Raw genomic sequence first — 24,582 nt, 5'->3', positions numbered from 1 at the left:
GACGCGCGGATGACGGGACGCATACGGCGGTGGCAGCAGCGGCACTGGGGGGAGCGCAGCAAGGCCGAGCGCGTCGAGCTGTACAGCGTCCTCACCTGGCACGGCACGGTCTGGTTCATCATGGGCTGCTGGGTGCTGCTGCCGCTGCCCGGCGGTCTCGCCCACCGGCCGGTCGCTATCGTCCTCGGCGCCCTCCTCGCCCTCGTGGCGGTCCTGCAGTGCGCGCTCACGAACCGGCTCACCAGGACCGTGCTCGACCACTACCTCGGGCGCGCCGAGCTGCCGGCCCGCACCCACCGCGCACCGGCGGTCCTGCTGGGCCTGGCGCTGGCGCTGATCGTGGCGCTCGCCGGGCTGGACGCGGCGACCCCGATGGCGGTCCGGTTCACGATCGGTGGTGTCGTACTTCCCTTCGCGCTGCTGTACGGACTCACGGTCCCGGTCCGGGTGTTCCTGCGTCGGTCGGCGGTGTTCGCGGTCCTGCTCACGGCTGCCGTCGGGCTCGCCGACCGCGACGGCGCCGGGCTGGTGGCGACCGGTGCGATGGCCGTCTTCCAGGCGGTCTTCGCGTTGCTCGCCGGCCGCTGCGGTGCCTGGACCCTGGCCGTGCTGTGGGAGGCGGAGCGGGCCCGCGAGGTGGAGACCCGGCTCGCCGTCGCCGAGGAGCGGCTGCGGTTCGGACGGGATCTGCATGACGTGCTGGGACGGAACCTGTCCGTGATCTCCCTCAAGAGCGAGCTGGCCGTCCAGCTGGCCCGGCGGGGCCGGCCGGAGGCGGTGGAGCAGATGATCGAGGTGCAGCGCATCGCGCAGGAGTCCCAGCGGGAGGTGCGGGCCGTCGTACGCGGGTACCGGGAAGCCGATCTCGGGGCCGAACTGGCGGGTGCCCAGGGCGTGTTGACGGCCGCGGGCATCGCGTGCGAGGTCCGCGCGGAGGCCACGGGGCTGCCCGCCGAGGTGCAGTCCGCGCTTGGCTGGGTGGTGCGCGAGGCCACCACCAATGTGCTGCGGCACGGGGATGCGGACCGGTGTGAGGTGGAACTGCGGGTGCCTGAGGGGCGTGTGGTGCTGACGGTGGAGAACGACGGGGTGACGGGAACCCCTCACGGGGGTGGGGGTTCCGGGCTCGCCGGGCTTCGGGAGCGGCTGGCGGTCGTCGGCGGGACCCTGGAGGCCGGGGCGATCGACGGAGACCGGTTCCGGCTGGTGGCCGAGGTGCCTTTGATGCAGGAAGTGAGTGAAGTCACGTCATGAGCACTCCGGTACGGCTGTTGCTCGCCGATGACGAACACCTGATCCGGGGCGCGCTGGCCGCGCTGCTGTCGCTGGAGGACGATCTGCTGGTCGTCGCGGAGGCGGCCAGCGGGCCCGAGGCGCTGGCGATGGCGCGGGCCCACGCACCCGATGTGGCCGTGCTGGATCTCCAGATGCCGGGCGCCGACGGTGTGAAGGTCGCCACATCCCTGCGCGCCGAACTGCCCGGCTGCCAGGTCCTGATCGTCACCGGACACGGCCGCCCCGGCCATCTGAAACGGGCGCTCGCGGCCGGTGTGCGCGGGTTCGTCCCGAAGACCGTCAGCGCGCGGCGGCTCGCCGAGATCATCCGGACCGTGCACGCGGGAAACCGTTACATCGACCCGGAGTTGGCCGCCGACGCGATCTCCGCCGGTGACTCCCCGCTGACCGCGCGGGAGGCCGAGGTGCTGGAACTGGCGGCCGAGGGGGCGCCGGTCGCGGAGATCGCCGAGCGGGCCGCGCTGTCGCCGGGGACCGTGCGGAACTACCTCTCCTCGGCCGTCACGAAGCTCGGCGCCGAGAACCGTCATGCGGCGGTGCGTCTCGCACGGGAGCGAGGTTGGGTATAGTTGCTCTCGCGCCACGGCGCAACGCGGACGTAGCTCAGTTGGTAGAGCGCAACCTTGCCAAGGTTGAGGTCGCGAGTTCGAGCCTCGTCGTCCGCTCGGGAAGAAGACCCCGGTCCACTGGACCGGGGTCTTCTCGTGCTGCTAGCTCCAGCTCAGACCGGTGAGCCGCTCGTACGCCTCCACGTACTTCTGCCGGGTCTGCTCGACGACCCGGTCCGGCAGCGGCGGCGGGGGCTGCTCGCTCTTCCGGTCCCAGCCGGACTCGGCGGAGGTGAGCCAGTCCCGGACGAACTGCTTGTCGTACGACGGCTGGGCGCGGCCCGGCTGCCACTGGTCGGCCGGCCAGAAGCGGGAGGAGTCCGGGGTGAGGACCTCGTCCGCGAGCACCAGGCTGTCGCCCTCGAAGCCGAACTCGAACTTGGTGTCCGCCAGGATGATCCCCCGGTCGCGGGCGATGTCCCGTGCCCGCGCGTACACGGCGAGGGTCGCCTGGCGCAGCTGGGCGGCGGTGTCGGCGCCGACCTGGCGGGCGACCTCCTCGTAGGAGACGTTCTCGTCGTGCTCGCCGACCTCGGCCTTGGTGGCGGGAGTGAAGATCGGGGCCGGGAGTTCAGAACCGTCGACGAGGCCTTCGGGGAGGGCGAGGCCGCAGACCGTACGGGACTCGTTGTACTCGACCAGGCCGGAGCCGGTGAGGTAGCCGCGGGCCACGCACTCCACCGGGACCATCTTCAGGGACTTGCAGACCAGCGTGCGGCCCGCCCAGTCGGCGGGGGCGCCCTCGGGCACCTCGGTGCTGATCACGTGGTTCGGTGCCAGGTCCCGCAGCTGGTCGAACCACCACAGGGAGAGCTGGGTGAGGACGCGGCCCTTGTCGGGGATCTCCGTGGGCAGCACCCAGTCGTAGGCGGACATGCGGTCGCTGGCGACCATCACGAGGTCGCCCGCCTCGTTCTGGTACAGCTCGCGCACCTTTCCGGTGTGCAGGTGCACCAGGCCCGGAACCTGGATCGGCTCGGGCTTTTCTACGAATCCGGACACGGTTCCTCCCCGTGGTTCTGTCCAAGTGCCTCGATTCTCCCTTATCGGGGGGATCGGTTTCGGTCAGGGGGGTCGGGCTCGGTCCGCCGGCGGTCAGTCGCGTTTGCAGATGCGGTCCAGGAGGTTCGCCGTGGCGCGCTGGACGCGGGGGTCCACATGCCCGGGGCGGTCCAGGGACGGGGACCAGGCGAAGGTGCCGGAGGCGAACACCCAGGCCCCGGAGGGGGCGCGGTAGAGGGAGGTCTCCTGGTGGCGCAGGACGCCGTCGCTGTCGGTGTACGGGGAGTGGGCGAGCAGGATGCGTTCCTCATGCGTGGGCAGCGGGGTGCGCGGGAAGTACCGGTCGGCCTCGCCGGCGACCAGACCCTGGATCTCCTCGCCCTCCTGCGCGCCGGTCGCCTCCCACAGCCAGTGCCCGGCGTTGCGGACGACCAGCGGATGCGGCTCGGGCACCCGGCCCGCGTACTGGATGCCGACCAGCTGCTGCTCGGGCCGGTCGATCTCCCGCCAGAGGACCGGCTTGCCGGGCCCTTTGCGTTTGCGGCAGGTCAGCAGCCGGTCCGGCACGCCGGACGGGGACGGGCCCAGCTCCACCTGCCAGTACATGGTGTTGGCGGAGAGGAAGACCAGTGAGGTGCCGTGGTCGCGGGCGTCCTCCACGGCCCGGCGCATCGGCACCGTCCAGTACTCGTCGTGCCCGGGGAAGACCAGGCCCCGGTAGCGGCCGGGGTCGACGCGGCCGGCGTGCAGGTCGCGGGCGTCGGCGTAGGCGAGGTCGTAGCCGTAGCGCTCGGCCCAGCGGATGAAGTCGTAGGCGTGCCCGACGTGCAGGGGCAGGCCGGCGCCGGCGTAGGGGCGGTCGAAGGAGACCGTGGACGCCGCATCGGCCTCGCCGAGCAGCCGGCCCTTGTCGTCCCAGGCGTGGTAGAGGCTGGCGCCGGTGCGGCCGTCCTCCGGATACAGGTTGTACGCCTGCCAGGTGATGTCCGGCAGCAGCAGGAGCAGGTCGGCGGGGTGGCCGTCGCGGACCGTGAAGGGCACGTGGGAGCGGTAGCCGTCGGCCGTGGTGAGGACGGCCACATAGGCGCCGATGGGCCAGTGCGCGGGCACCTGGAGGCGCCAGGACAGCCACCAGTGGTGGCAGGAGACCGTGCGGTCGGCGGCCAGCGGCGGGGGCTGGACGATGCCGGACAGACGCGGGCTGGTGGTGATCTTCGCGGCGCCGTCGCCGCCGTAGTGGCCGATCCGGTAGATGTCGACGCCGAACTCCTGGGGCGGGTCGACCGTGATGTGGAAGTCGATCGCCTCTCCGGGCGTGACCGCGCCGGTCGCGGTGAAGCCCTTGATCTGGCGGCGCACGTCGTCGGCCGAGCGGGGCCCGGGCACGCGCGGGGTGGGACCGACCCCTTTGAGCGGCTGCGGGCTCGGGTCGACGTACCAGGGCACGACATGACCGGTGTCGTCGAAGTAGGTCTCACTGCCGCGCAGCCAGGGTACCGGGCCCTGACCGAAGGGGTCCGTGACGGCGTGCGCGAGCGCTCCGGACTCCCAGCGGCGGATGTGGTCCGAGGCCATGATCGCTCCCCTCCCTCATGCCCCCCGTGTCGTCCTGTCTCGGTGGTGCTCGCGGTGCTCTCCGTGCTCGGTGATACGCGCAGTCCTCGGGCGTGCTGTCGTATGTCGCACGCTCTTGCCAGGTGCGTGGTCGCTCCCAGCACATCACATAACGCACGGGCTCGGTCACTAGTCGTTGCGAATTGACCTGAAGTGGAAGACAGAGCTCCCGTTTGACGAGCCGTAAGGGCTCCTAAACGAGCCGTACGGGCTTCTCCGGGCGTATCCCGGACGCGGCCAGCCAGTCCCGCAGCGGGCCCGGGTCTCCCTCCTCGATGAGGCTGAGAACCTTCGGTGTCAGGTCGGCGGCGCGCTCGCCGCCCAGCAGCAGGGAGGGGCCGTCCAGCCAGTCCAGGGCGGGCACCGCGCCGGCGGTGTCGACGGCCGCGCAGCACACCATCGCCGTGACGTGATCGGTGAGCAGGTCGCGGGCGGTGCGCGGGGGCTGCAGCGGGAAGAGCGGCAGGCCGCCGTCGTCCCACAGGGCGCTCTCCGGGGTCCCGCCGGTGGCGGCCGCACCGGACCTCGGCGCGGCGGCCTCCTCACGGGCCAGCGCGGCGCTCAGGCCTGCGGCGAGGGCGGCGCTGCGTTCCGTGCCGGGGTCCTCTGCGCCGGGGCCCGCCTCGGCTTCGCGGGCCACCTCGGCTTCGCGGGTCGCCTGCGGCGCCTCGACGGTGCGGGATGCGTCCGCCTCGGCTCCGCCCTCGGCGTCCGGGCTCCCCTCCGCACCACTCGTGCGGGTCTCGTCGCCGGGTGCGGGCGGCACGTGTGGGGCGTCCTCGCCGTCGGCGGCCCGCGGTGTGGAGGGGCCTGCAGGGTCGCGCTCGTAGTCGGCGGGTGGACGGGTGTCCTCGGGGGATCTCTGTATCGCCGCCTCCGTGGGGCGCTCGGTGAGGTGGTGCAGGACTCGGGCCAGGGTGGGGCCGCCGGGGTCGGGGGCCGCGGGGTCGGGGGCGGGGCGGACGCCGAGGGAGTCCAGGACGCGGTGCAGGCGGGCCGCGTCGGCGCGCCAGGTGCGGTCCACGACCTCCTCCGGATACGCCTGCCAGTCCACCGGCGCCCAGTCCGGCCCGGACTCCGCGGGGCCGCCGTGGAAGAGGCGGGCGGCGAGGAGGGACGCGGCCTCGTCGACGACGCCCGGCTCCTCCAGCAGGTCGCACGCGGGCCGCTCGCCGAGCCGGGAGGTGAAACCCTCGGCCAGGCGGTCGCGCCGGGACAGCTCGGTGAGCGCCGCCACCACGCCCGCGTCCAGCCGGGAGGGCCAGCGGCCCATGCGCCAGGCGGGCAGCGCGACCCTGGTCAGCAGCCGGTCCCAGCCGGCGTAGGCGAGGCCCACCTGCTCCTGGGCGACGATCCGCAGGCCGTAGTCGACGGCCTGCGCCCGCTCGGCCGCCGCCGCGGCGACCCCGCGCTCCATCTGCGTCGCGTGCTCCCGGCAGCCGCGCAGCAGCAGCCGGGCCACCCAGCCCAGGGCCGCGCACACGCCGCGTGTCACGGGGCAGCGGCCCGGTGTCGAGGCGACCGCGACCGCCGCGTCCAGGCCGCGCACAAAACGCCGTGCGGCGGCTATGTCGGGGTGCGCCGAGGGGCCCGTACCGGCGATGACCGGGGCGAGGACCGCGCGCAGCTCACCGACCCGCATCCACCACAGGAACGGCGAACCGATGACGAGCACCGGCGCGACGGGCGCGCGGCGGCGGCCCGGGCCCGCCAGCTCGTCCTCGCCGGAAGCGAGGCGCGGGGGCGGGCCGTTGGCCGAGTGCGTGCGGTCCTCCAGCCAGCTGTCGCAGTCCGGGGTGAGCGCTATGGCCGAGGGCGCCGGCACGTCCAGCCGGTCGGCGAGGTCGCGCACCATCCGGTACAGGTCCGGGGCGGACTCCTCCGGGACCGGCACCGTCGGGCTGACGGCGGGGCGGGCCCGGGCCACGACCAGGGCGATACCGGCGGCGGCCAGCAGCACCAGCACGGCGAGCACGCCCACGACCCAGCGGGCCGTGTCCCAGCCCCGGCCGACGAAGTGGCCGGTGGAGCCGCCGGTCAGCAGGATCACCGCGGCGGCCGCGGGCAGCAGGGCCACGGCCAGCGCCCGGCCCCGGACCCGCAGTACGGCGAGGGCCCGGGAGCGCGCGGCCTGCGCGCCCGCCTCCGCACCGATTCCGGTCACGTCCCGCCCTCACCCCCTCGCTGCCGATGCCGTGCTGTCCTGTTGGTGCTCACTCCCCCACTGTGGCACCCGCCACTGACATCGCAATGCCGGTGAGCCAAGTGCCGGAACCTTGCGCGGAACCCTAGTTGGGGCCCCGGCCCCCGTCAGCCATATGGACGATTGCTCACTCGATGGAATGGCTTTGGTCAGAGGTGGGCGACAGACAGCAAGGATCAGGCCCCGGATCGGGGATCCGGGGCCTGCGTCGGGAGGGGACGGATCAGGCGGTGGGCGCCTGACCTGCCCGGGCCGCCTGCTCGGCCCGGGCCGCCTTCGCGGCGATGTCGGTGCGGTGCTGGGAGCCGTCCAGACGGACCCGGCCCACCGCCCTGTACGCCCGCTCGCGCGCCTCGGTCAGGTCCTTGCCTGCGGCGGTGACGGACAGCACCCGTCCGCCCGCGCTGACGACGGCGTCGCCGTCCCGCCTGGTCCCGGCGTGCAGCACGTACGCGTGCGGGGCGTCCTCGGCGGCCACCTCGTCCAGACCGGTGATCGGGTCACCGGTGCGGGGGGTGGCGGGGTAGTTGTGCGAGGCGACGACGACCGTGACGGCCGCGTCCTCGCTCCAGCGCAGGGGCGGCAGGTCGGCGAGGTTGCCGGTGGCGGCGGCCATCAGGAGGCCGGCCAGCGGGGTCTTCAGCCTGGCCAGCACGACCTGGGTCTCGGGGTCGCCGAACCGGGCGTTGAACTCGATCACCCGGACACCGCGGCTCGTGATCGCCAGGCCCGCGTAGAGCAGACCGGAGAAGGGGGTGCCGCGGCGGTGCAGCTCGTCCACGGTCGGCTGCAGCACCGACTCCAGGACCTCGTCGACCAGCTTCGGCTCGGCCCAGGGCAGCGGCGAGTACGCGCCCATGCCGCCGGTGTTCGGGCCCTCGTCGCCGTCCAGGGCGCGCTTGAAGTCCTGGGCGGGCTGGAGCGGTACGACCGTCTCCCCGTCGGTGATCGCGAAGAGGGACACCTCGGGGCCGTCGAGGAACTCCTCGATGACCACGCGGTCACAGGCGGCGGCGTGGGCCTTGGCGGCCTCCAGGTCGTCGGTGACGACCACGCCCTTGCCGGCGGCGAGGCCGTCGTCCTTGACGACGTAGGGGGCGCCGAAGGCGTCGAGGGCCTCGGCGACCTCCTCGGCCGTCGTGCACACGTAGGAGCGGGCGGTCGGCACCGCGGCCGCCGCCATGACGTCCTTGGCGAAGGCCTTGGAGCCCTCCAGCTGCGCGGCCTCCTTGGACGGGCCGAACACCGGGATGCCCGCCGCGCGGACGGCGTCGGCCACACCGGCGACCAGCGGCGCCTCCGGGCCGACGACGACCAGGTCGGCACCGAGGCCGGCGGCCAGCTCGGCGACCGCCTTGCCGTCGAGCGCGTCGACCGCGTGCAGCTCGGCGACCTCGGCGATGCCGGCGTTGCCGGGGGCGCAGTGCAGCGCGGTGACGTCGGGGTCGAGGGACAGGGAACGGCACAGGGCGTGTTCGCGGGCGCCGCCGCCGATGACGAGGACCTTCACGGGGGTCAGCCTAATGGCAAGGTTGCCGAAGGTCGGGGCGCGGGTTTGTTGGGGTTTCCTCCAAAGGGGGCCCGGGAAAGCCCGGTCGGACGCCTGCGAAACCCTGCTCGGGCACCCCTGAGAACGCCCTGCGTGCCCTGCCTACCCTGCATGCCCTGCTCGCGTTACTCGTTCGAGAACTCCTCCACCACCGTCGCGCCCAGCTCCCGCACGATCAGTTCGTGGCCGGAGAGAGCCGACTCGTCCAGGTCCGGGTCGTCGTCCTCGGGGATGTCGTCCTCGGGGGCGACGGGGGGCGGCGGCTCGGGCGCGGCGGCGTGCTGGGGGGCGGGGGCGGACGCGGCAGGTCCGCCCTCGGGGCCTGACTGCGGCGTCGCGGGCGTCTGCGGAGCGGGCTGAGGAGCCGCGGGACGGGGTGCGGCCGGGGCGCCGTAGCCACCGCCGCCTCCCGCGGGGGCGCCGCCGTAACCGCCTCCGCCGCCGAAGCCCGAGCCCCCCGCGGACGGGGGTGCGGAGCCGCCGCCGGACGGGTCGACGACCGCCTCGATCTTCCACTGCACGTTGAACTGCTCGGCCAGCGCCGCCCGCAGCACGTCCTCGCTGCCGCTGCCCGCGAAGTTGTCACGGGCACCGGCGTTGACGAAGCCGAGCTGGAGGGTGGTGCCGTCGAAGCCGGCCACCTGCGCGTTCTGGCTGAGCAGGATCCAGGTGAAGCGGCGGCGGTTCTTGACGGCCTCCAGGATGTTCGGCCAGAGCATGCGGGGGTCGAGGCCACCGGCGGGGGCGGCCGCGGGCGCCGCCGGAGCCGCGGGGGATGCCGGGGGCTGCTGCTGGGCCGGGGCACGGCCGGGGCCCGGAGCCTGCCCCTGGGGCGCGCCGCCCGCCGGTGCCGCTGCCGTGGGCCAGCCACCGGGGCGCCGGCCGCTTCCGGCGGCTGCGGCGCTGGGCCAGGCACCGGGAGCGGCGGGGGCCTGCGCGGAAGGACCGGCCGGGGCGGCGGCACCAGGGGCGCCGGAAGGCGGCACCTGGGCCTGGCCGGAAGGCGCGGGGGCCGTCGGAGCGGCCGGGGTGGCCGGTGCGACCGGAGCGGCGGCTGCCGGAGTCGGTACGGGGGCCGTCGGAGCTGCGGGGGCCGTGGGCGCGGGGGCGGCAGGAGCCGGACCGCCGACACCGGGGCCACCGGCACCAGGACCACCCACGCCCGGACCGCCACCGGAACCCGGACCGCCACCGGCGCCAGGACCACCGGCACCCGGCGCGCTGGAGGCTCGTACGGCCGCACGGGCCGCCGCCGGGCCGCCGCCGGTCGGTACGGAGGCGGCGGCGGGCGGCATGGGGGCGGCGGCAGGTGGCATGGGGGCGCCGCCGTGGGCCTCCGGCCCGGGGACGTAGCCCATCGCGGGCGCGCCGGAGCCGCCCGCGAAGTGGACACCGCGCTCGAGACGGTCGAGGCGGGCCATCACGGACCGCTCGTCTCCATAGGCGGCCGGGAGCAGCACGCGCGCGCAGATCAGTTCCAGCTGGAGGCGGGGCGAGGTGGCGCCGCGCATCTCCGTCAGGCCGGTGTTGACGAGGTCGGCGGCGCGGCTCAGCTCGGCGGCGCCGAAGGTGGCGGCCTGGGCCTGCATGCGTTCCAGGACGTCGGTCGGGGCGTCGAAGAGCCCCTTCTCCACGGCGTCCGGGACGGCGGCGAGGATCACCAGGTCCCGGAGCCGCTCCAGCAGGTCGGCGACGAAGCGGCGCGGGTCGTTGCCGCCCTCGATGACACGGTCGACGACCTCGAAGGCGGCGGCCCCGTCACCGGTGGTGAAGGCCTCGACGACGGAGTCGAGAAGGGAGCCGTCGGTGTAGCCGAGGAGGGAGGTGGCCATGGCATACGTCACACCCTCCGCACCGGCACCGGCGAGGAGCTGGTCCATGACGGACATGGAGTCACGCACGGAGCCTGCGCCGGCGCGGACGACGAGGGGCAGCACGCCCTCCTCGACCGGGATGTTCTCCTTCCGGCACACCTCGGCGAGGTAGTCCCGCAGGGTGCCGGGGGGCACGAGCCGGAAGGGGTAGTGATGGGTGCGCGACCGGATCGTGCCGATGACCTTCTCGGGCTCGGTGGTCGCGAAGATGAACTTGAGGTGCTCCGGCGGCTCCTCGACGACCTTCAGCAGCGCGTTGAAACCGGCCGACGTGACCATGTGGGCCTCGTCGATGATGTAGATCTTGTACCGGCTGCTCGCGGGGCCGAAGAACGCCTTCTCGCGCAGCTCACGGGCGTCGTCCACACCACCGTGAGAGGCCGCGTCGATCTCGATGACGTCGATCGAGCCGGGGCCGTTCCTGGCGAGGTCCTGGCACGACTGGCATGTGCCGCACGGGGTCGGAGTGGGACCTTGCTCACAGTTCAGACAGCGGGCGAGGATCCGCGCGCTGGTCGTCTTGCCGCAGCCGCGCGGACCGCTGAACAGGTACGCGTGATTGACCCGGTTGTTCCGCAGCGCCTGCTGCAGCGGGTCGGTGACATGCTCCTGCCCGATGACCTCGGCAAAGGTCTCCGGGCGATAGCGGCGGTACAGCGCGAGAGACGACACGCATACGAGGTTATAGGCGCCCACTGACAACCGGTCCCGGCCGCCGACCCCGGCCCCGGACCCCGGGAACGCAAGGGCCCCCCACGCACCCGCCAGAGCCGACCTACCCTTGCTGCCTTCCGGCCCTGGGGGAGTTCAGTCAGATAGCGCCGCGTGAGGGGCTGTGCCCAACAGTACCCGATCGCGGCCTGCGCGCCGCAACCGACGGAGGCCTGCGGGAACGAGTTCGCGAGCACTCCCCTCGGTCATGTAATGTTTCCGGCGGAGGATTCGCCTAGAGGCCTAGGGCGCACGCTTGGAAAGCGTGTTGGGGGCAACCCCTCACGAGTTCGAATCTCGTATCCTCCGCAGCCGCCCACCTGGGCAGACGAAGGCTCCGACCGGATCACGGTCGGAGCCTTCGTCGTTCCGTGGTTGCAGTTTTGGTTGCAGTTCCCGGCCACCCCTCGTCGAGGAGGGCAGGCACTGGCAGTGAGCCGGCCCTCGATCGCTGCGCGCCCGCCGGCCGGCTCGGGAGTGATCAGCAGTTGTGAACCCACGACCGCAGGAGCAGCCTGGACGCACGATCGCGGATCGCGTGCAGACCCCTCGACTTCACAGGGATACCCGGACGGCACGGTCCGCTTCCTGGAAACGCCGGCCGGTCCGCCTCTGGGCCTGGGCGGCATGCCCTTCGAGGCCGCCGAGTTCCACGTCCCCGAAAACAGCGTCCTGGCCCTGCACACGGACGGACTGATCGAATCCCAGGTCCGCGACTTGGACGACGCCTGCGAGCTGCTACGCCCTGGGCTCGCCGAACCCGACCGCCCACTGGAGGAGACCTGCGGCCATCAGGCGTTCGCCACCGCCGGCGTCAGCCGTGCCGCGCTCCGCAGCGAACAGGAAGCGGTCAACGCGAAAAAATCTGTGGCTCTTCGCGGCAACCTTTTCGGCCTCTCGGACCACTCGGTGTTGTCCGGCCATGTGGTCGGTCAGATGCAACGGCTGAAAGAGAGCACAGGCATGTCCCTGGAACGAGAGCACAGACATGTCCCCGGCCCACCCACGTCATCGGTGGCATCCCGCGTCGGCGGCCACCGTGCCGACGGCGGCGCCCGCGGTGGTCGCCCGAAGCATCGTGGCCGTCGGTTGCTCGCGCGTCGGGGTTTCTGGGCGGGCCTCGTCATGGTGGTCGTGGCCGGCTCGGCTGTCGTGGTCAGCCAGGCTTCGGCGCAGCAGACCCTGGATCTGAAGAAGTGGTACGTGCTGGTCAACCGCAACAGCGGCAAGGTGCTGGACGACCGCGCCTTCGCCACGAACGACGGCGCGGCGGTGGTGCAGTGGGCGCGCCACGGCGAGGCCAACCAGCAGTGGCGGCTCATCGACGCGGGTGACGGGTACTACCGGCTGCAGAACCGGAACTCCGGCAAGGTGCTGGACGACCTCGGCTGGTCGAAGACCGCCGGCTCCGCCATCGTGCAGTGGAAGGACCTGAACGGCACCAACCAGCAGTTCAAGCTGGCCAAGTCGCCGGGCGGCTATGTGCGTTTGGTCAATCGCTTCAGTGGCATGGCCGTCGAGGTCCACAACGCCGCCAAGGCCGACGGGGGCGACGTCGTCCAGGATCGCGACCGGGGCGGCGCCGATCAGCAGTGGCAACTCGTCCCGGCCGGGAGTGTCGGCAGCGCCGGTACGCCCACCGCGCCGGGCGGCAGCGTTCCCACCAGCCAGGCTCCGAGCGGCTCGCACCCGTCGTCGCCGTCGTCTCCCGAGGCTGGTGGCGGCAGCTCGACGACACGTTTCATGGGCAGTAGCACGGTGCTCATCGGCGGCTCGATGTCCGACGCCTCGGCGGCCGCCGCGCCGTTCGACGTGCGGTACGCCTATGTGCACAGCCAGCCCGCGCCTTCATCGGACTACTACTCGGCAGCGCGCTGCCAGGACGGGTGGTCGAACTGGTGGGGCTGCTGGAACGGCAGCACCACGGCGCCCGGCACTTACGTGACCTGGCGGGACTCCGTGGCGGCCCACGCGACGTACAAGGGCAGCCCGCGCCCGCAGAAGATGCTCTGGACGTGGTACTCGTTGCGCGACCTCGGAGATGCGGCAGGCCAGGGCGACGGTCCGGGCGAGGTCCAGGCCATCAACCGGCTTGACCTGCTCACCCGGTACCTGAACGACTACCGTTTCTTCCTCCAGAAGATCGGCACGTCGCGCGACATGATCGACCTTGAGCCCGACTTCTGGGGCTACGTCCGGTCGCTCGGCGATCCGCACAAGGTTGCCGCACAGGTCTCGGCCGCCAACCCGACCGATTGCGGATCCCAGGAGAACAGCGCCGCCGGACTCTCCCGCTGCCTGATATCGATGGCGCACAAGTACGCGCCGAACACCGCCGTGGGGATGCACCTTTCGTGCTTCGACTGGCAGACCAACACACAGGCATGCGTCAAGGACTACGCAAGCCTCGGGGCACAGAACGCCGACCTCCTGGTCACCGACGTGTCGGACCGCGACGCAGGCTGGTACGCACAGCCGGCCCACGGCGGCAGTGACCACTTCTGGACCGACCAGAAGGCCGCCGCCGCGCTGCAGTTCTACAAGACGATGGCCGAGTCCGTGGGCAAGCCGGTGGTCCTGTGGCAGATCCCCGTGGGCAACATGGCGCAGAACAACACCCTCAACCATTACAAGGACGACAAGGTGGACTGGTTCTTCGGGCACATGGACCAGGTCGCGAACGCCCATGTCGCCGGGCTGCTGTTCGGTCCGGGGCAACAGGAACAGACAACGGTCGAGTCCGACGGCGGAAACCTGATCAGCAAGACCATCGCCTACCACAACTCAGGTGGCACAGCGCTCAAGTAGGCGAAGGCACGAATGCGCCCCCATCTCCCCGATGGGGGCGCGTTTTTGTCATCTTCGCCGGGCTGAGGACTTCTCGGCCGGCGTCGGCCATGCCGCCGTCGGTGCGGGCGTCGATCGAGGCGGCCTTGGCGAAGGGGATGATGGTGCTGACAGGTGACGGCGCAACGCCGAACCGGGACGTCGGCGCCCACGCCGCGCAGGATCAGGAGCACACCCATCTGCCGGACAAGGCCCGCCGGGCCTCCGCCTGGTCCCCAAACGATGGGAACCCCAGCCGACGTACGGCTGGGGTTCCTCGATGCGGTGGGTGTCGGTCAGCGGGTGGAGGTGCCCGCGCCGTAGACCGCTCGTCTACGTGCCGGTGCACCGCACCCGGTCGCGGTCACCGTGGATCAGGCAGGTCAGCGCTGCAGGGTGAGGACACCCGGCCGCCACGGCAGTCGGTCGTAAGGGCCGGTCGCGGCGGGGGACTTGCCCTGGTAGAGGAACTGCAGGTTGCAGGGGTCGACGGTCATGGTCTGGTCGGGGTTGGTGCGGACCAGGTCGCCGTGGCTGATGTCGTTGGTCCAGGTGGCGCCGCTGTTGGCCTTGCCGGCGAAGGGGTTGCTCTCGCCGGCGGCCTGCGGGGTCCAGGAACCGCTCAGGCTGGTGGCGGTGAAGGAGCGGAAGTAGCGCTGCTCGTTCGCACCCCGCGCCTCGACGATCATGAGGTACTGGTTCTGGTCCTTGACCTTGTAGACCTGCGGCGCCTCGAACAGGTTCATCGTCGTGTCGCTCATGACCGTCGTGTAGGACGAGCCGAAGTTGCCCGGGAAGTTCCCGATCGGCATGCTCGCCCGGTAGATCTTGCCGTTGTCACCGGCGAAGAACAGGTACATGTTCTGGTCGTCGGCGATCAGGGTCTGGTCGATCGGGCCGGTGGGGGATTCAGTCTTGGGGATGCTGCCGGTGAACAGCGGCTGTGGCGCGGACCAGCCGTTGGGGTCGGTGGGGTCGCTGGACGTGCGGTAGACGAAGGGCGACGCGCCCCACTGGGACGCCAGCACCCAGATCTTCTTGGGCGCGAAGTAGAACAGCGTGGGCGCCACCGCGGACTGGCTCATCCCTGCCTGGCCGGCCGACGCCATGTCCGACCAGTTCGTGAAGGGCCTGAACATCATCGAGCCGTACGACGATCCCGACACGCTCGACGCGTAGACCAGGTGCTTGCCGTTGTACACCACGTCGGTGAAGTCCTTCACCGCGTCCCACCCGTTCGCCGGCTGCGCCAGCGCACCCGTCGACGTCCACCGGTACGTCGACGGAAGAGCACACGCGCCGCCCGTCGGCGCGGGCGTTGACGGGGTCGACGGCCTGATGTTCCAGTGCTGGTTGGCGCCGCCGGCCGAGTCCCAGACCTGGACGGGGGTGCCGTTGGCCGTCCGGCCGCCGGGGATCTCCAGCGCGCGGCCGCTGGCGACGTTGGTCAGCGTGTAGGAGCCGTCGTCGTTCTGGTGGGCCCGCCAGTGCTGGTTGGCGCCGCCGTTCGGGTCCCAGACCTGCATCCTCGTGCCGTTGCCCGTCTGGTTGCCGGGCTCGTCCAGTGCCCGGCCGCTGGCGACGTTGGTGAACGTGTAGGAGCCGTCGCTGTTGCGGCCGGCCCGCCACTGCTGGTTGGAGGCGCCGGCGGCGTCCCACACCTGGAGCGGGGTGCCGTTGCCGTTGTATCCCGCGGGCTCGTCGAGAACGCGTCCGGCGGCCACGTCGGAGAGCGTGTAGACGGTGCCGGAGGTGATGCCCCCGCCCGGCGTGCCGCCGCTGCTGCCGCCCAGGGCGGTGAGTACCGCGTTGTAGGCGGGTTTCTTGTTGCCGCCGGCGTCGAACAGCAGCGGGTTCTCACCGGTGCGCCAGGAGTCGCTGTCGCGGATGCCCCACACCGTGATGCCCGTGCAGCGGGCGACGTTCATGCACGCCTGGACGGCGCCTGCGTACGCCGTCGGCGACGCCTGGGCGATGTCGAGCTCGGTGATCTGGACGTCCACGCCGAGCGCGGCGAACTTGGACAGGGTGGTCTGGAAGCTGGCCGGCGGGCCGCCGGCGCCGAAGTGGCTCTGGAAGCCGACGCAGTCGATCGGTACACCGCGCGACTTGAAGTCCTTGACCATGTTGTAGACGCCCTGCGTCTTGGCGTCGGTCCAGTTCTCGATGTTGTAGTCGTTGTAGCAGAGCTTGGCGGAGGGGTCGGCGTTCCGGGCGGTGCGGAAGGCTTCCTCGATGAAGCCGTTGCCGAGTACGTCCTGGAAGACCGAGCTGCGGTGCTGACCGCTGCCGCCGTCGGCGAACGCCTCGTTGACCACGTCCCAGGCGTAGATCTTGCCCTTGTAGTGGCTCATCTCGGTCGTGATGTGGTTGTCCATCACGCTGCGCAGGGTGTTGGCGTCGGTGATGGATCTGACCCAGCCGGGCAGTTGCGAGTGCCACACCAGGGTGTGGCCGCGCATCCGCTGCCCGTGCGCGGAGGCGTGGCCGACGATCGAGTCGGCCGGGCCGAAGTTGAAGGTGCCGCGGGACGGTTCGGTGGTGTCCCACTTCATCTCGTTCTCCGGGGTGATCATGTTGAATTCCCGGTCGAGAATGGCGGAGTACGTCGAGTCGCCGAGCCTGCCCGAGGACACCGCCGTACCGAAGTAGCGGCCGCTGCCGGCCGCTGCACCGGCCAGGGTCGGCGTGCGGGCATCCGGCGTGCGTGCGGCCTGGGCGACCAGGGGTACGGCAGCACCCGCGGCGGCGAGGACCACGGCGGCGGCGAGCACCCGGCGGGTAGCCGGACGGCGGCGATGAGAGCGGTTCTGATCTGACAACGGCATGTCCTTCTGGCACAACGGGCCTTGATCCGGCCCCGGTTACCCGCCAGTTGCCGCCACGCACACAAAGGTTGCCGCGACCGAGGGAAGAATTTTCACGGCCGCCGTCACCATCCCCACCACGTTCCACGGCGACCCGCCGGCCACCATGGAGGCCGCCTACGGCCTTCACCGGGTCGGGACGAACCCTCCCCGGACCGACGCGGAGCCGCCCGAGCCCTGCGCGTCGACGCGGTAGCCGTCGCCCGCGGCACTGCGCACGCCGGTGCCGTTGTTGAACTGGGCGGCGAACTCATAGCTCCCGGCGGGCACGGTCAGGCCCGGCTTGAGGACCCAGCGGTAGACCAGCGTGCCGCCGGCCTCCTGGGTGGTGACGGTGAAGTCAGCACTCGGCAGGGTCTGCCAGGTGCCGGTGATCTTCACCCCGCCGGTCTGCACGATCCGCATCTCGACCGTGAGCGTGGTGAGCGGCCGGGTCGTCTTGAGGGCGAGGTTGCTCTGCGTCCAGTAGACGCTGCTGTGCGGGTCCACCGAGCCGGCCGACCACAGCGGCCCGTCCTGGCTCTCGCCGGCGGACGGTGATGGACTGGTGGCCGACGGAGTCGGGCGCGCGCTGCTGGGGGTGGTGGCCGGGGCCGGCGCGACAGGGGTGGGGCGGGCCGATGTCGGGTGCGGGGAGCCGGCGGTCGGGGACGGGGTGGCAGGCGTGGTCACGGTGGCCGACGGCGACGAGTGCGCGACGATGGCGGCGACGGCGAGGCCGCCGGTCGCCAGGATGCCGGTGGCGGCGAGCCCGGCGAGCGCGACCCTGGTCCCGGACCTCGCGAACGGCCGCGCGCGGTGACGGACGGCGGGGCCGGCCATGCCGCGTTGCACCCGGGCCAGCATCCTCGCACGGTCGGGCCGGTGGGCCTCGGCGGCCTCGCGCAGCCGACGGGCGATCTCCTCGTTCACCGGTTCCTCCTCCCTGCCACCAGGTCCCCGACCGCTCGCGCGCCCAGTATCCTTTCCAGCTCGGCCATTCCCTTCGAGGTCTGGCTCTTCACCGTACCGACCGATATGCCCAGCGCTGCCGCCGTGTCCTTCTCCGACAGGTCGAAGGCGTGCCGCAGCACCACGCAGGCGCGCTTGCGGAACGGCAGCCGGGCGAGCGCCGCGCGGACGTCCAGCACGGCCGCCATGTCCGGCCCGTCCACCTTCTCGGGGCTGCGGGACCAGAACAGCGTGATCCGGAGTCGCTCGCGCACCGCGCTGCGGATCCGTCCGCGCGCCAGGTTGGCCACCACACCGCGGGCGTAGGCGAGCGGGTGGTCGGCCTGCCGGAACCGGTCCCAGCGCTGCCACAGGGCGACCAGGGCATCCGCCGCGAGGTCGTCCGCCGCGTCACTCTCGCCGGTCAGCAGGTGTGCTAGACGGGCGAGTTCGGCATAGTGGCGTTCGAAGAATTCGTGGAACTCCGCGGACGCGTCATCGAGGACCATCCCCCGGTCGCCCTCTCCTGGCAATGACGTGCGCGTTGGTTGCGCGTTGAACAATAGGGGCGGCAGCCTAACAGGGCCCAGCCCGGGATTCGAACAGCGGTCGTGCTCGGTCACGGGCCGGTGAAGGCTGACCGGCGGGCTGGTCAATGCCGGGCGAACTGGACGCCGGTCGGCTGCACCGTCGCACCCGCACCCCCGCCCGCCGCCGACCCGGCACCGGACAGGGCGGCCGCCCGCGCGCCTGCGGCGGACTCGTCGGCTGCCCGCCCGGCACGGGTTCCGCTCCCGGGGAGAACGGTCAGAGCCAGGCACGCCAGCACACCGACGACCATCAGCCCCAAGGGAATGCCCGTGCCCAGTCCGCGCCTGCGCCACGACTGCGGCGCGGCATGCTTCGTTGCCCTCATGCCCGTCCATCCGGTAGTTCGACTCGGCCTTCCGGCTCCCAGTTGCCGCAGGAGACGAGAAGGTTGCCGCCACGACACCGATTTCCCGGCGACCGGTGCACCGCACGAAAGGGATCCGAAGAACATCGGACACGGCGGCCGTCCCGGCCTGCCGTTCGGCGGCATCGGCGAAAGCGGCCACCCGCACCCCACGCCGCAACCGTGCCTGACAGGTGGATGGTTGTCCGGCACCGCGTTCCGCCGGAACGATCCATTCTGTGAGCCCTTGATCCATCTCATGTCAGGACGCTGCATTGCCCTTACCGAATGCATGTACGACTGGCTCCACTGGCCCCAGCAGAAGGAGGCAGAGGCGTGGTATCAGGCCATGGCTCGCACGGCTGGATTCTCCGTGACCGCCTTGTCGCAGGCGGCCGCCGGAAAACGGCTGCCGTCACTCGCCGTCCTCCAGGGGTACGTGCGTGCCTGCGGGGGCGACGCCGCGGAGTGGGAGGCGCGCTGGAAGGAGACGGAGGCGGCCGCCGCGGGAGCGGTGCGCCTTTGCGCCGTCCTTCGTGTCGGTGATCGACACCAGCAGCAACACCGTCACCGCCACCGTCCCCGCCGGGGTCGACACGAGCGGCCTGGCCATCCCCCCGGACGGCACCCACGTCTACGTGCCCGACGCCGGCTCGAACGACGTGTCGGTGATCGACACCAGCAGCAACACCGTCACCGCCACCGTCCCCGCCGGGGTCGACACGAGCGGCCTGGCCATCCCCCCGGACGGCACGCGCGCCTACGTTCCCAACACCGCATCGGCCACGGGCACCGTCTCGGTGATCGACACCAGCACGAACACCGTCACTGCAACCGCCACCGTCGGCCCAGCCGGCGTGGGCCCGAGAGGCGTGGCTATCACCGCCGCCAAGCGGCCCTCCTTGACGATCGCCAAGAGCCACACGGGGAACTTCGCCGTAGGAAGACTCGGTACCTACACCATCACCGTGGGCAACAACGGCTCCGGCTCCACCGACGGCACCGCAGTCACCGTCCACGACACGCTTCCGCGAGGATCGATGCGTGCTCGCTGTCATCGCACGCCGGCAGAAGGGGCAGGTCACCGTCTTTACCTCGCACGTGGACGACCTCGAGAAGCTCCTCCCGGACACCGTCGTCGTCAAGAAGGTATGACCCGGCGCCCTGGTCTCGGCTCTGGTCTCATTCGTACCCGCCCAGCACCGTCCACCGCCCTCCCCATGCCCTTCCCGGTGCTTCCGGCCCGCCCGTCTACCGCGTCACCCGCACCGGCGCCGACACCGTCACCTGGTCCAGTTCCGAGACGCGGATCGTCGCCTTCATCGTCCAGGTGCCGGGGAGGAGAAGGTCGAGGGAGTCGGTGGACCAGTAGCCGCCGCGGTCGGTGAGGCGGGTGTCGAGGGGGCCCAGGTGCCGGGCGGGGAGGGTGAGGGTGACGCGGAGTTCGGGGACCGTGGACAGGCCGCCGTCGGGGCCGTAGACCACCGCCTGCACGGAGGTGCGGCCGACGCGGCCCGGGTCCAGGGTGATCTGGACCTTGCCGTGGCCGCCGGGGGTGCCTACGTCGAAGGGGATCGTGGTGACGGAGGCCGTCGGGATGCCGTCGGCCGGGTTTCCGCTCGCCGCCGCCTCCTCGGCCGCGCGGCCGGGCACCGTGCTGGTCAGCAGGGTCGTCAGGGCCAGGACCACCGCGGCGACGGCCGCTTCCGCCAGCACCGAGCGGCGCAGGACGGGGAAGGGCGGGGGCGGGGGCGGGGGCGGCGTCGGGGGTTCCGGGGGAAGCGGGGGGCCCGTGGCCGGTTCGGGGACGCGGGCGGCGGCGACGCGGGGTTCCCGGGTCAGGCGGGTCGTCCAGGTGCGGGAGCAGGCCGCCGCCAGCAGGAGCGCGATGACCGCCGCCAGTTTGGCCAGCAGGGTACGGCCGTACGTCGTGTCCGTGAGCGCCTGCCAGGAGCCGAGGCCCCGCCAGGACTGGTAGACGCCGGTCAGGACGAGGGCCGTCACCGAGGCGGAGGCCAGGCGGGAGAAGCGGGCCAGGGTGGTGAGGGAGGTGCGGGGCAGCGTGCGCAGGAGGGCCGCCAGGCCGCCCAGCCAGGTCCCCATGGCCAGCAGGTGGAGCGTGGCGGCGGTGATGGCCAGGGGGACCTGGATGCCCGCCGAGGCGTGTTCGGCCGCCGTCCAGGTCAGGGCCAGGGGGAGGGAGAGCGCTCCGGCCACGGCGAGCGTCGTACGGCGCGGGAGCCTTCTGCGGCGGGCCCGCAGGAGCGCCATGCCGGCGCCGGCCAGGAGCAGCAGCGTCAGGCGGGTGAGCAGGAGGGCGCCGGGGCGGGTCGTGGCCGTCTGGGTGAGGGAGCTCACGGAGAGCGTGGGCGGGGTGCCCTCCTCGTAGGGGGTGCGCAGGAGGTAGAGGGCGGCTGTCGTGGCCAGGAGGGTCCAGGCGGCGGCCAGCACCGGGGTGCGCAGCGGGGCCGCCGTCGGCGGGCGGCAGTACGCCACGAACGCCGCCGCGCCGAGCAGGAGGGCCAGGGAGAGGTAGGCGAGGTAGCGGGCGATGTTGTACAGGGCCGCCGTGACGGGGTTCTCGGCGTCGTCGGGGGCCGGGCTCGCGGTCGTCGCCGTGCGGGTGCCGACGGAGAAGGTGAGCGCGCCGGAGACCGGGTGGCTGTCCGCGGACACCACCCGCCAGGCGACCGTGTAGGTGCCGGTGGCGAGCTGGGCGGGGAGGGAGACGCGGGCCGTGTCCGGGCGGCCGGGGGCGTGCTCGGCGGGACCCGTGGTCAGCCGGTGGCCCGCGGGGTCGTAGACGCGGAAGGAGTCGGTGAGCAGGCCGACCGACTCGCTGAAGGTCAGGGTGACGTGCCGGGGGGCCGTGCGCAGGAGGCCGCCGTCGGCGGGATCGGTGGTGCGCAGGGCCGCATGGGCGGACGCGGGGGCCGCCGTGACCAACAGCAGCATGAAGAGGCCCGCGCAGAGCAGGCCGAGCCGTCGTGGCCATCGGCGCCGGTCGCCCAGCAGCACTCGTGCCCTCCCTCGCCGCCTGTCCTCCGTATGAGTACGCGCAGAGCGGCCGGAACGCTCACCGCGCGGGCGATCGGCCGCAGTGCTACCAGGTCGGCCGGGCCGAGACACCGCCGTCCACGGTCAGGTCGTGGCCGGTGATCCAGCTCGCGAGGGGTGAGGCCAGGAACACGCAGGCGTCGGCCACGTCCTCGGGGCGGCCCAGCCGGCCGGTGGGGACGGCGGCCAGCCAGCGGCGTACGCCGTCCGGCCAGGCCTCCGCCAGGCCCTCCCGGTCGATCAGGCCGGGCGAGACGGCGTTGACGCGGATGCCGTCGGGCCCGTACTCCAGGGCCGCCGCGCGGGCGTGCATGACCACCGCCGCCTTGGCCGCGCTGTAGTGGGCGTGCCCCGGAGCGGGACGGGCGGCCTCGATGGAGGCGATGTGGGTGACGGTGCCGCCGCCGTGTGCGCGCATATGGGCGGCGGCGGCCTGGGTGCAGGCGAAGACGCTGGTCAGGTCGGTGTCGACGACCGTGCGCCACGCGGCCGCCGTCATGCCGGGCAGGGGCTGGACGGGCTGGACGGCCGCGTTGTTGACGACGGCGGTGAGCCGGCCGCCGGACCAGTCCGTGACCTCCCGGACCAGGCGGTGGCAGGCGTCCTCGTCCCTCAGGTCCGCCTGGAGCACGACGGCCTCGCCGCCCGACTCACCGATCCTGGCCGCCACTTCCCCGGCCGCGTCCACCGCCGTACGGCAGTGGACGGCCACCGCCGCGCCCTCCTCGGCGAAGCGCAGCGCGATGGCGCGGCCGATGCCGCCGCCCGCGCCGGTCACCAGGGCGGTCTGTCCGGCGAGCAGGTTCCGCGAGGCCGGCTGGTGCCGCGGGTTCGGCGGGTTCCCGTTCATGGGCGGCACAGTTGCGTGATCCGGGCCGCCTCGGCCGGATAACGCGCCGTCAGGTCGGCCGGGTTCCCGTGTTCGTAGTCCGCGTAGGTGAATCCGGGCGCCATCGTGCAGCCGAAGAGCGTCCACGCGCCGCCCGGCGCCACCCGCGCGCCCATCCAGGTGCGGGCCGGCACGGTCAGCTGGAGGTGCTGGCCGGTCAGCGGGGCGGGGCCGAGGACGGCGGTGCGGGTGCTGCCGTCGGGAGCGAGCAGGAGCAGGTCGAGCGGGTCGCCGAGGTAGAAGTGCCAGATCTCGTCGGTGGGCAGGCGGTGCAGGGCGCAGAAGTCGTCCGCGGTGAGCAGGACGACGATGGCGGACCCCGCCGGCCGGCCGTCTGGGCGCTCCGGCCCCTCCCAGGTACGCCGGAACAGTCCGCCCTCTCGGGGGAGGGGTTCGAGGCCGTAGTGGGCGATCAGATCGTCCGGCGTCATGGTCACCCCGGGAAGGCTACCGCGCGCTCCAGGAAGGCGAGTTGGGCGCGCTTCTCCGGCAGGTACACATCGGGGAGGTCCACCTCGGGCAGGACGACCGCCGGGCCGCGCACGAAGCCCTGGCGTTCGAAGCGGGCGATCGCCCTGGTGTTGCGTACGTCCGGGTCGGCCACGAGCCGGCGCCGGTCCAGGGCCCGCAGCGCGTACGTCGTCATCACGGTCAGCAGCGCCGAAGTCCAGCCGGGGCGTGGGTCGTCGGGGTCGGCCGGGCCGAGGAGGACGTGGACGCCCAGGTCGCCGGGGCGGACGGCGTAGCACTCGCCGACCCGGTCGGCGGCCGGCTCGTACGTCTGGAGCAGGGCCGCGGGTGCGCCGTCCCTGGTGACGAGGAGGTCGAGGCCGGCCATGTGGGCTTGAAGTGCTCTCCCGGCTGAAGCCGGGAGATTCCCTCCTACCTTGCGGTGGCGGGCTTGACGCTGCGGGGGCGCCTGACGACTGCCCTTCCGGCAGCCGGGACGAGCGCGTGGCCCATCCGGTACAGGTGCAAGACATTCCGTGCGGCGTTGTGGTCGGCGTTGTCGGACCAGCCGCAGCCTTCGTTCTTGCACACGAACACGGCCTGGCACTCCCGGCTGCCCGGCGTGGTGAAGCCGCACATCGAGCAGCGTTGGGAGGTGCCGGGGGCGGGAACCTTGTGCAGGGTGCCGCCGTGGCGGGCGGTCTTGTACGTCAGCATCGTCACAGCGCGCCCCCACGCCTCTTGGCTGATGGAGCGGTTGAGGCCGGACTTCTGGGCGACGTTCTTCCCCGGGTTCTCGACGGTGCCTCTGGCACTCTTGACCATGTTCGGAATGTCCAGTCTTTCCACCACGATCACGCCGTACGTGCGGGCGATGTGGGTGGTGATCTGGTGCTGCCAGTCACTCGCCCTGCGCTTGGCTGTCGCGCGGAGGCTTGCGATCTGGTCGTAGGTCCGCTTCAGCCGGTTGGAGGTTTTCTGGCCCGGCTTGCGGAAGCTCTTGCGGTGCGCGGCCCGCTTCTCCAGGCGGAGCAGCTTGGCCTTCTCGTCGGGGTTCAGCCACTTGTCCGGGTCGGCCGTGCCGTCCGGGAGGCGGGCGGGGCGACCGTGGTCCTGGTGGTTGCCGTCGGACAGGGCGAGCGGGATGTTGACTCCGGCGTCGATGCCGACCTCGGGGCCGGTGTGCGGCTCGGGCGCGGTGTCGAGGGTTTGGACGCGGAAGGCGATGTGCCAGCCGAGTGCGTCTTTGACCAGTCGGGCGCCGGTGATCTTGTTGTCGGTGTTTGCGTTCTTCCCGATGGAGAGGTCTTTGGTCCAGCGGAAGCGGACACGGCCGACCTTGGGGATGTTGACCATGCCCCAGCGGCGGTGTACGCGCTTGATCTGGAGGTCGCGGCCCTGCGGGACGTCCACGCTCATCGCCGTGCGGAAGCGGGCCTTGAAGTTCGGTGCTTCGGCCCGCCCCTCCCAGCAGTTCTTCCATGCCTGGAAGTACGTTTTGAGAACCGCCCGCGCGGCCTGGGCGGGAAGGGCCGCAAGCCAGTCGATGTCCTTGCGGGCCTGGCGGATCGCGGCGTCCGCCGAGGCAAGCGTGCGCTTGTCCTTCGGCAACATCGTCCACCAGTCGTGCAGGAGGTTCCACGTGGTACGGGCGGTGTGCGCCTGGGCATCGACGAGCCGGACCTGCGGAGCGGTCAGCGCTAGCCGGGCGCGATGCCCGAACTGCCGCTTCTCCCGCACACGTTCCGTTGCCAAGCGATCACAGCAGCATT

Annotated in this window: 17 protein-coding genes, 2 tRNA genes, 1 other RNA gene and 2 pseudogenes; 6 read left to right on the top strand and 16 right to left on the bottom strand. The window is 72.3% G+C overall.

Annotated features, from left to right (window positions below; genetic code table 11):
* The first annotated feature begins 9 nt into the window (after positions 1–9).
* From ACWDEN_RS31905 to ACWDEN_RS31895, 3 genes are all read left to right on the top strand, one after another.
* Entirely contained in the window at positions 10–1,254 is a 1,245-nt protein-coding gene (locus ACWDEN_RS31905; RefSeq protein WP_351600712.1) for a sensor histidine kinase, read from the top strand.
* Complete coding sequence (locus ACWDEN_RS31900; protein ID WP_351600715.1) at positions 1,251–1,865, top strand: response regulator transcription factor; 615 nt, start codon at positions 1,251–1,253, stop codon at positions 1,863–1,865. Before ACWDEN_RS31905 ends, ACWDEN_RS31900 begins: the two co-directional genes overlap by 4 nt.
* A gap of 23 nt (positions 1,866–1,888) precedes the next feature.
* A tRNA-Gly gene (locus ACWDEN_RS31895) sits at positions 1,889–1,961 on the top strand.
* Positions 1,962–2,006: 45 nt separating this feature from the next.
* Here ACWDEN_RS31895 and ACWDEN_RS31890 read toward each other — a convergent pair.
* From ACWDEN_RS31890 to ffs, 6 genes are all read right to left on the bottom strand, one after another.
* Entirely contained in the window at positions 2,007–2,906 is a 900-nt protein-coding gene (locus tag ACWDEN_RS31890) for a phosphoribosylaminoimidazolesuccinocarboxamide synthase (protein WP_351600718.1), read from the bottom strand.
* A gap of 93 nt (positions 2,907–2,999) precedes the next feature.
* Positions 3,000–4,481, bottom strand: a complete 1,482-nt coding sequence (locus ACWDEN_RS31885; RefSeq protein WP_351600721.1) for a N,N-dimethylformamidase beta subunit family domain-containing protein — start codon at positions 4,479–4,481, stop codon at positions 3,000–3,002.
* A gap of 232 nt (positions 4,482–4,713) precedes the next feature.
* Positions 4,714–6,684: a hypothetical protein gene (locus ACWDEN_RS31880; RefSeq protein WP_351600724.1), complete on the bottom strand. Its 1,971-nt coding sequence runs from the start codon at positions 6,682–6,684 to the stop codon at positions 4,714–4,716.
* 262 nt (positions 6,685–6,946) lie between these two features.
* A complete protein-coding gene (purD, locus tag ACWDEN_RS31875) occupies positions 6,947–8,233 on the bottom strand; it encodes a phosphoribosylamine--glycine ligase (RefSeq protein WP_351600727.1) in 1,287 nt (428 codons plus the stop codon).
* A gap of 164 nt (positions 8,234–8,397) precedes the next feature.
* A complete protein-coding gene (locus ACWDEN_RS31870; protein WP_351600730.1) occupies positions 8,398–10,818 on the bottom strand; it encodes a DNA polymerase III subunit gamma and tau in 2,421 nt (806 codons plus the stop codon).
* Between the two features lie 69 nt (positions 10,819–10,887).
* Positions 10,888–10,984, bottom strand: an RNA gene (ffs, locus tag ACWDEN_RS31865) — signal recognition particle sRNA small type.
* Positions 10,985–11,081: 97 nt separating this feature from the next.
* On the opposite strand from ffs, the gene ACWDEN_RS31860 reads away from it, so the two are divergent.
* Together ACWDEN_RS31860 and ACWDEN_RS31855 are read left to right on the top strand one after the other, a co-directional pair.
* Positions 11,082–11,166, top strand: a tRNA-Ser gene (locus ACWDEN_RS31860).
* Positions 11,167–11,289: 123 nt separating this feature from the next.
* A complete protein-coding gene (locus ACWDEN_RS31855; protein ID WP_450861257.1) occupies positions 11,290–13,665 on the top strand; it encodes an RICIN domain-containing protein in 2,376 nt (791 codons plus the stop codon).
* A gap of 401 nt (positions 13,666–14,066) precedes the next feature.
* Here ACWDEN_RS31855 and ACWDEN_RS31850 read toward each other — a convergent pair whose 3' ends face one another.
* From ACWDEN_RS31850 to ACWDEN_RS31830, 5 genes are all read right to left on the bottom strand, one after another.
* Entirely contained in the window at positions 14,067–16,511 is a 2,445-nt protein-coding gene (locus tag ACWDEN_RS31850) for a non-reducing end alpha-L-arabinofuranosidase family hydrolase (protein ID WP_351600733.1), read from the bottom strand.
* A 165-nt stretch (positions 16,512–16,676) separates the two neighbouring features.
* Positions 16,677–17,462 (bottom strand): hypothetical protein, encoded by a 786-nt coding sequence (locus tag ACWDEN_RS31845; RefSeq protein ID WP_351600736.1) that lies wholly within the window; start codon positions 17,460–17,462, stop codon positions 16,677–16,679.
* Positions 17,459–17,989 carry a SigE family RNA polymerase sigma factor gene (locus tag ACWDEN_RS31840; protein WP_351600739.1) on the bottom strand — a complete coding sequence of 177 codons (531 nt, stop codon included), beginning with the start codon at positions 17,987–17,989 and terminating at the stop codon, positions 17,459–17,461. The genes ACWDEN_RS31845 and ACWDEN_RS31840 overlap by 4 nt, the downstream gene beginning before the upstream one ends.
* 143 nt (positions 17,990–18,132) lie before the next feature.
* Positions 18,133–18,396: a hypothetical protein gene (locus tag ACWDEN_RS31835; protein ID WP_351600741.1), complete on the bottom strand. Its 264-nt coding sequence runs from the start codon at positions 18,394–18,396 to the stop codon at positions 18,133–18,135.
* A gap of 433 nt (positions 18,397–18,829) precedes the next feature.
* Entirely contained in the window at positions 18,830–19,027 is a 198-nt protein-coding gene (locus ACWDEN_RS31830) for a hypothetical protein (protein WP_351601219.1), read from the bottom strand.
* Between ACWDEN_RS31830 and ACWDEN_RS31825 the strand changes: the two are divergent.
* Positions 18,951–19,280: pseudogene (locus ACWDEN_RS31825) on the top strand (YncE family protein); the annotation flags it as partial. The gene ACWDEN_RS31830 and the pseudogene ACWDEN_RS31825 sit on opposite strands and share 77 nt — an antisense overlap.
* A 385-nt stretch (positions 19,281–19,665) precedes the next feature.
* On the opposite strand, the gene ACWDEN_RS31820 reads toward ACWDEN_RS31825, so the two are convergent.
* The 5 genes and pseudogenes from ACWDEN_RS31820 to ACWDEN_RS31800 form a co-directional block, all read right to left on the bottom strand.
* Entirely contained in the window at positions 19,666–21,369 is a 1,704-nt protein-coding gene (locus ACWDEN_RS31820) for a copper resistance CopC/CopD family protein (RefSeq protein ID WP_351601185.1), read from the bottom strand.
* Between the two features lie 148 nt (positions 21,370–21,517).
* Positions 21,518–22,321 (bottom strand): SDR family NAD(P)-dependent oxidoreductase, encoded by an 804-nt coding sequence (locus ACWDEN_RS31815; protein WP_351600743.1) that lies wholly within the window; start codon positions 22,319–22,321, stop codon positions 21,518–21,520.
* The gene (locus ACWDEN_RS31810; RefSeq protein ID WP_351601187.1) at positions 22,318–22,791 is read right to left on the bottom strand and encodes a cupin domain-containing protein; all 474 of its coding nucleotides are present in this window, start codon (positions 22,789–22,791) and stop codon (positions 22,318–22,320) included. Before ACWDEN_RS31810 ends, ACWDEN_RS31815 begins: the two co-directional genes overlap by 4 nt.
* A 2-nt stretch (positions 22,792–22,793) precedes the next feature.
* Positions 22,794–23,210, bottom strand: a pseudogene (locus ACWDEN_RS31805) (GNAT family N-acetyltransferase); the annotation flags it as partial.
* Positions 23,211–23,242: 32 nt separating this feature from the next.
* On the bottom strand, positions 23,243–24,565 hold the full coding sequence (locus tag ACWDEN_RS31800; protein ID WP_351600746.1) for an RNA-guided endonuclease InsQ/TnpB family protein: 1,323 nt from the start codon (positions 24,563–24,565) through the stop codon (positions 23,243–23,245).
* Positions 24,566–24,582: the final 17 nt, after the last annotated feature.

The sequence above is a fragment of the Streptomyces sp. NPDC001153 genome (assembly GCF_053598315.1).
This window is presented reverse-complemented; position numbering and strand designations above follow the sequence as displayed.

Coding starts and splice junctions, on each gene's coding strand:
- ACWDEN_RS31905 (WP_351600712.1), top strand. CDS start 10: ATGACGGGACGCATACGGCGGTGGCAGCAGCGGCACTGGGGGGAGCGC.
- ACWDEN_RS31900 (WP_351600715.1), top strand. CDS start 1,251: ATGAGCACTCCGGTACGGCTGTTGCTCGCCGATGACGAACACCTGATC.
- ACWDEN_RS31885 (WP_351600721.1), bottom strand. CDS start 4,481: ATGGCCTCGGACCACATCCGCCGCTGGGAGTCCGGAGCGCTCGCGCAC.
- ACWDEN_RS31850 (WP_351600733.1), bottom strand. CDS start 16,511: ATGCCGTTGTCAGATCAGAACCGCTCTCATCGCCGCCGTCCGGCTACC.
- ACWDEN_RS31840 (WP_351600739.1), bottom strand. CDS start 17,989: ATGGTCCTCGATGACGCGTCCGCGGAGTTCCACGAATTCTTCGAACGC.
- ACWDEN_RS31835 (WP_351600741.1), bottom strand. CDS start 18,396: ATGAGGGCAACGAAGCATGCCGCGCCGCAGTCGTGGCGCAGGCGCGGA.
- ACWDEN_RS31830 (WP_351601219.1), bottom strand. CDS start 19,027: ATGGCCAGGCCGCTCGTGTCGACCCCGGCGGGGACGGTGGCGGTGACG.
- ACWDEN_RS31820 (WP_351601185.1), bottom strand. CDS start 21,369: ATGCTGCTGTTGGTCACGGCGGCCCCCGCGTCCGCCCATGCGGCCCTG.
- ACWDEN_RS31815 (WP_351600743.1), bottom strand. CDS start 22,321: ATGAACGGGAACCCGCCGAACCCGCGGCACCAGCCGGCCTCGCGGAAC.
- ACWDEN_RS31810 (WP_351601187.1), bottom strand. CDS start 22,791: ATGACGCCGGACGATCTGATCGCCCACTACGGCCTCGAACCCCTCCCC.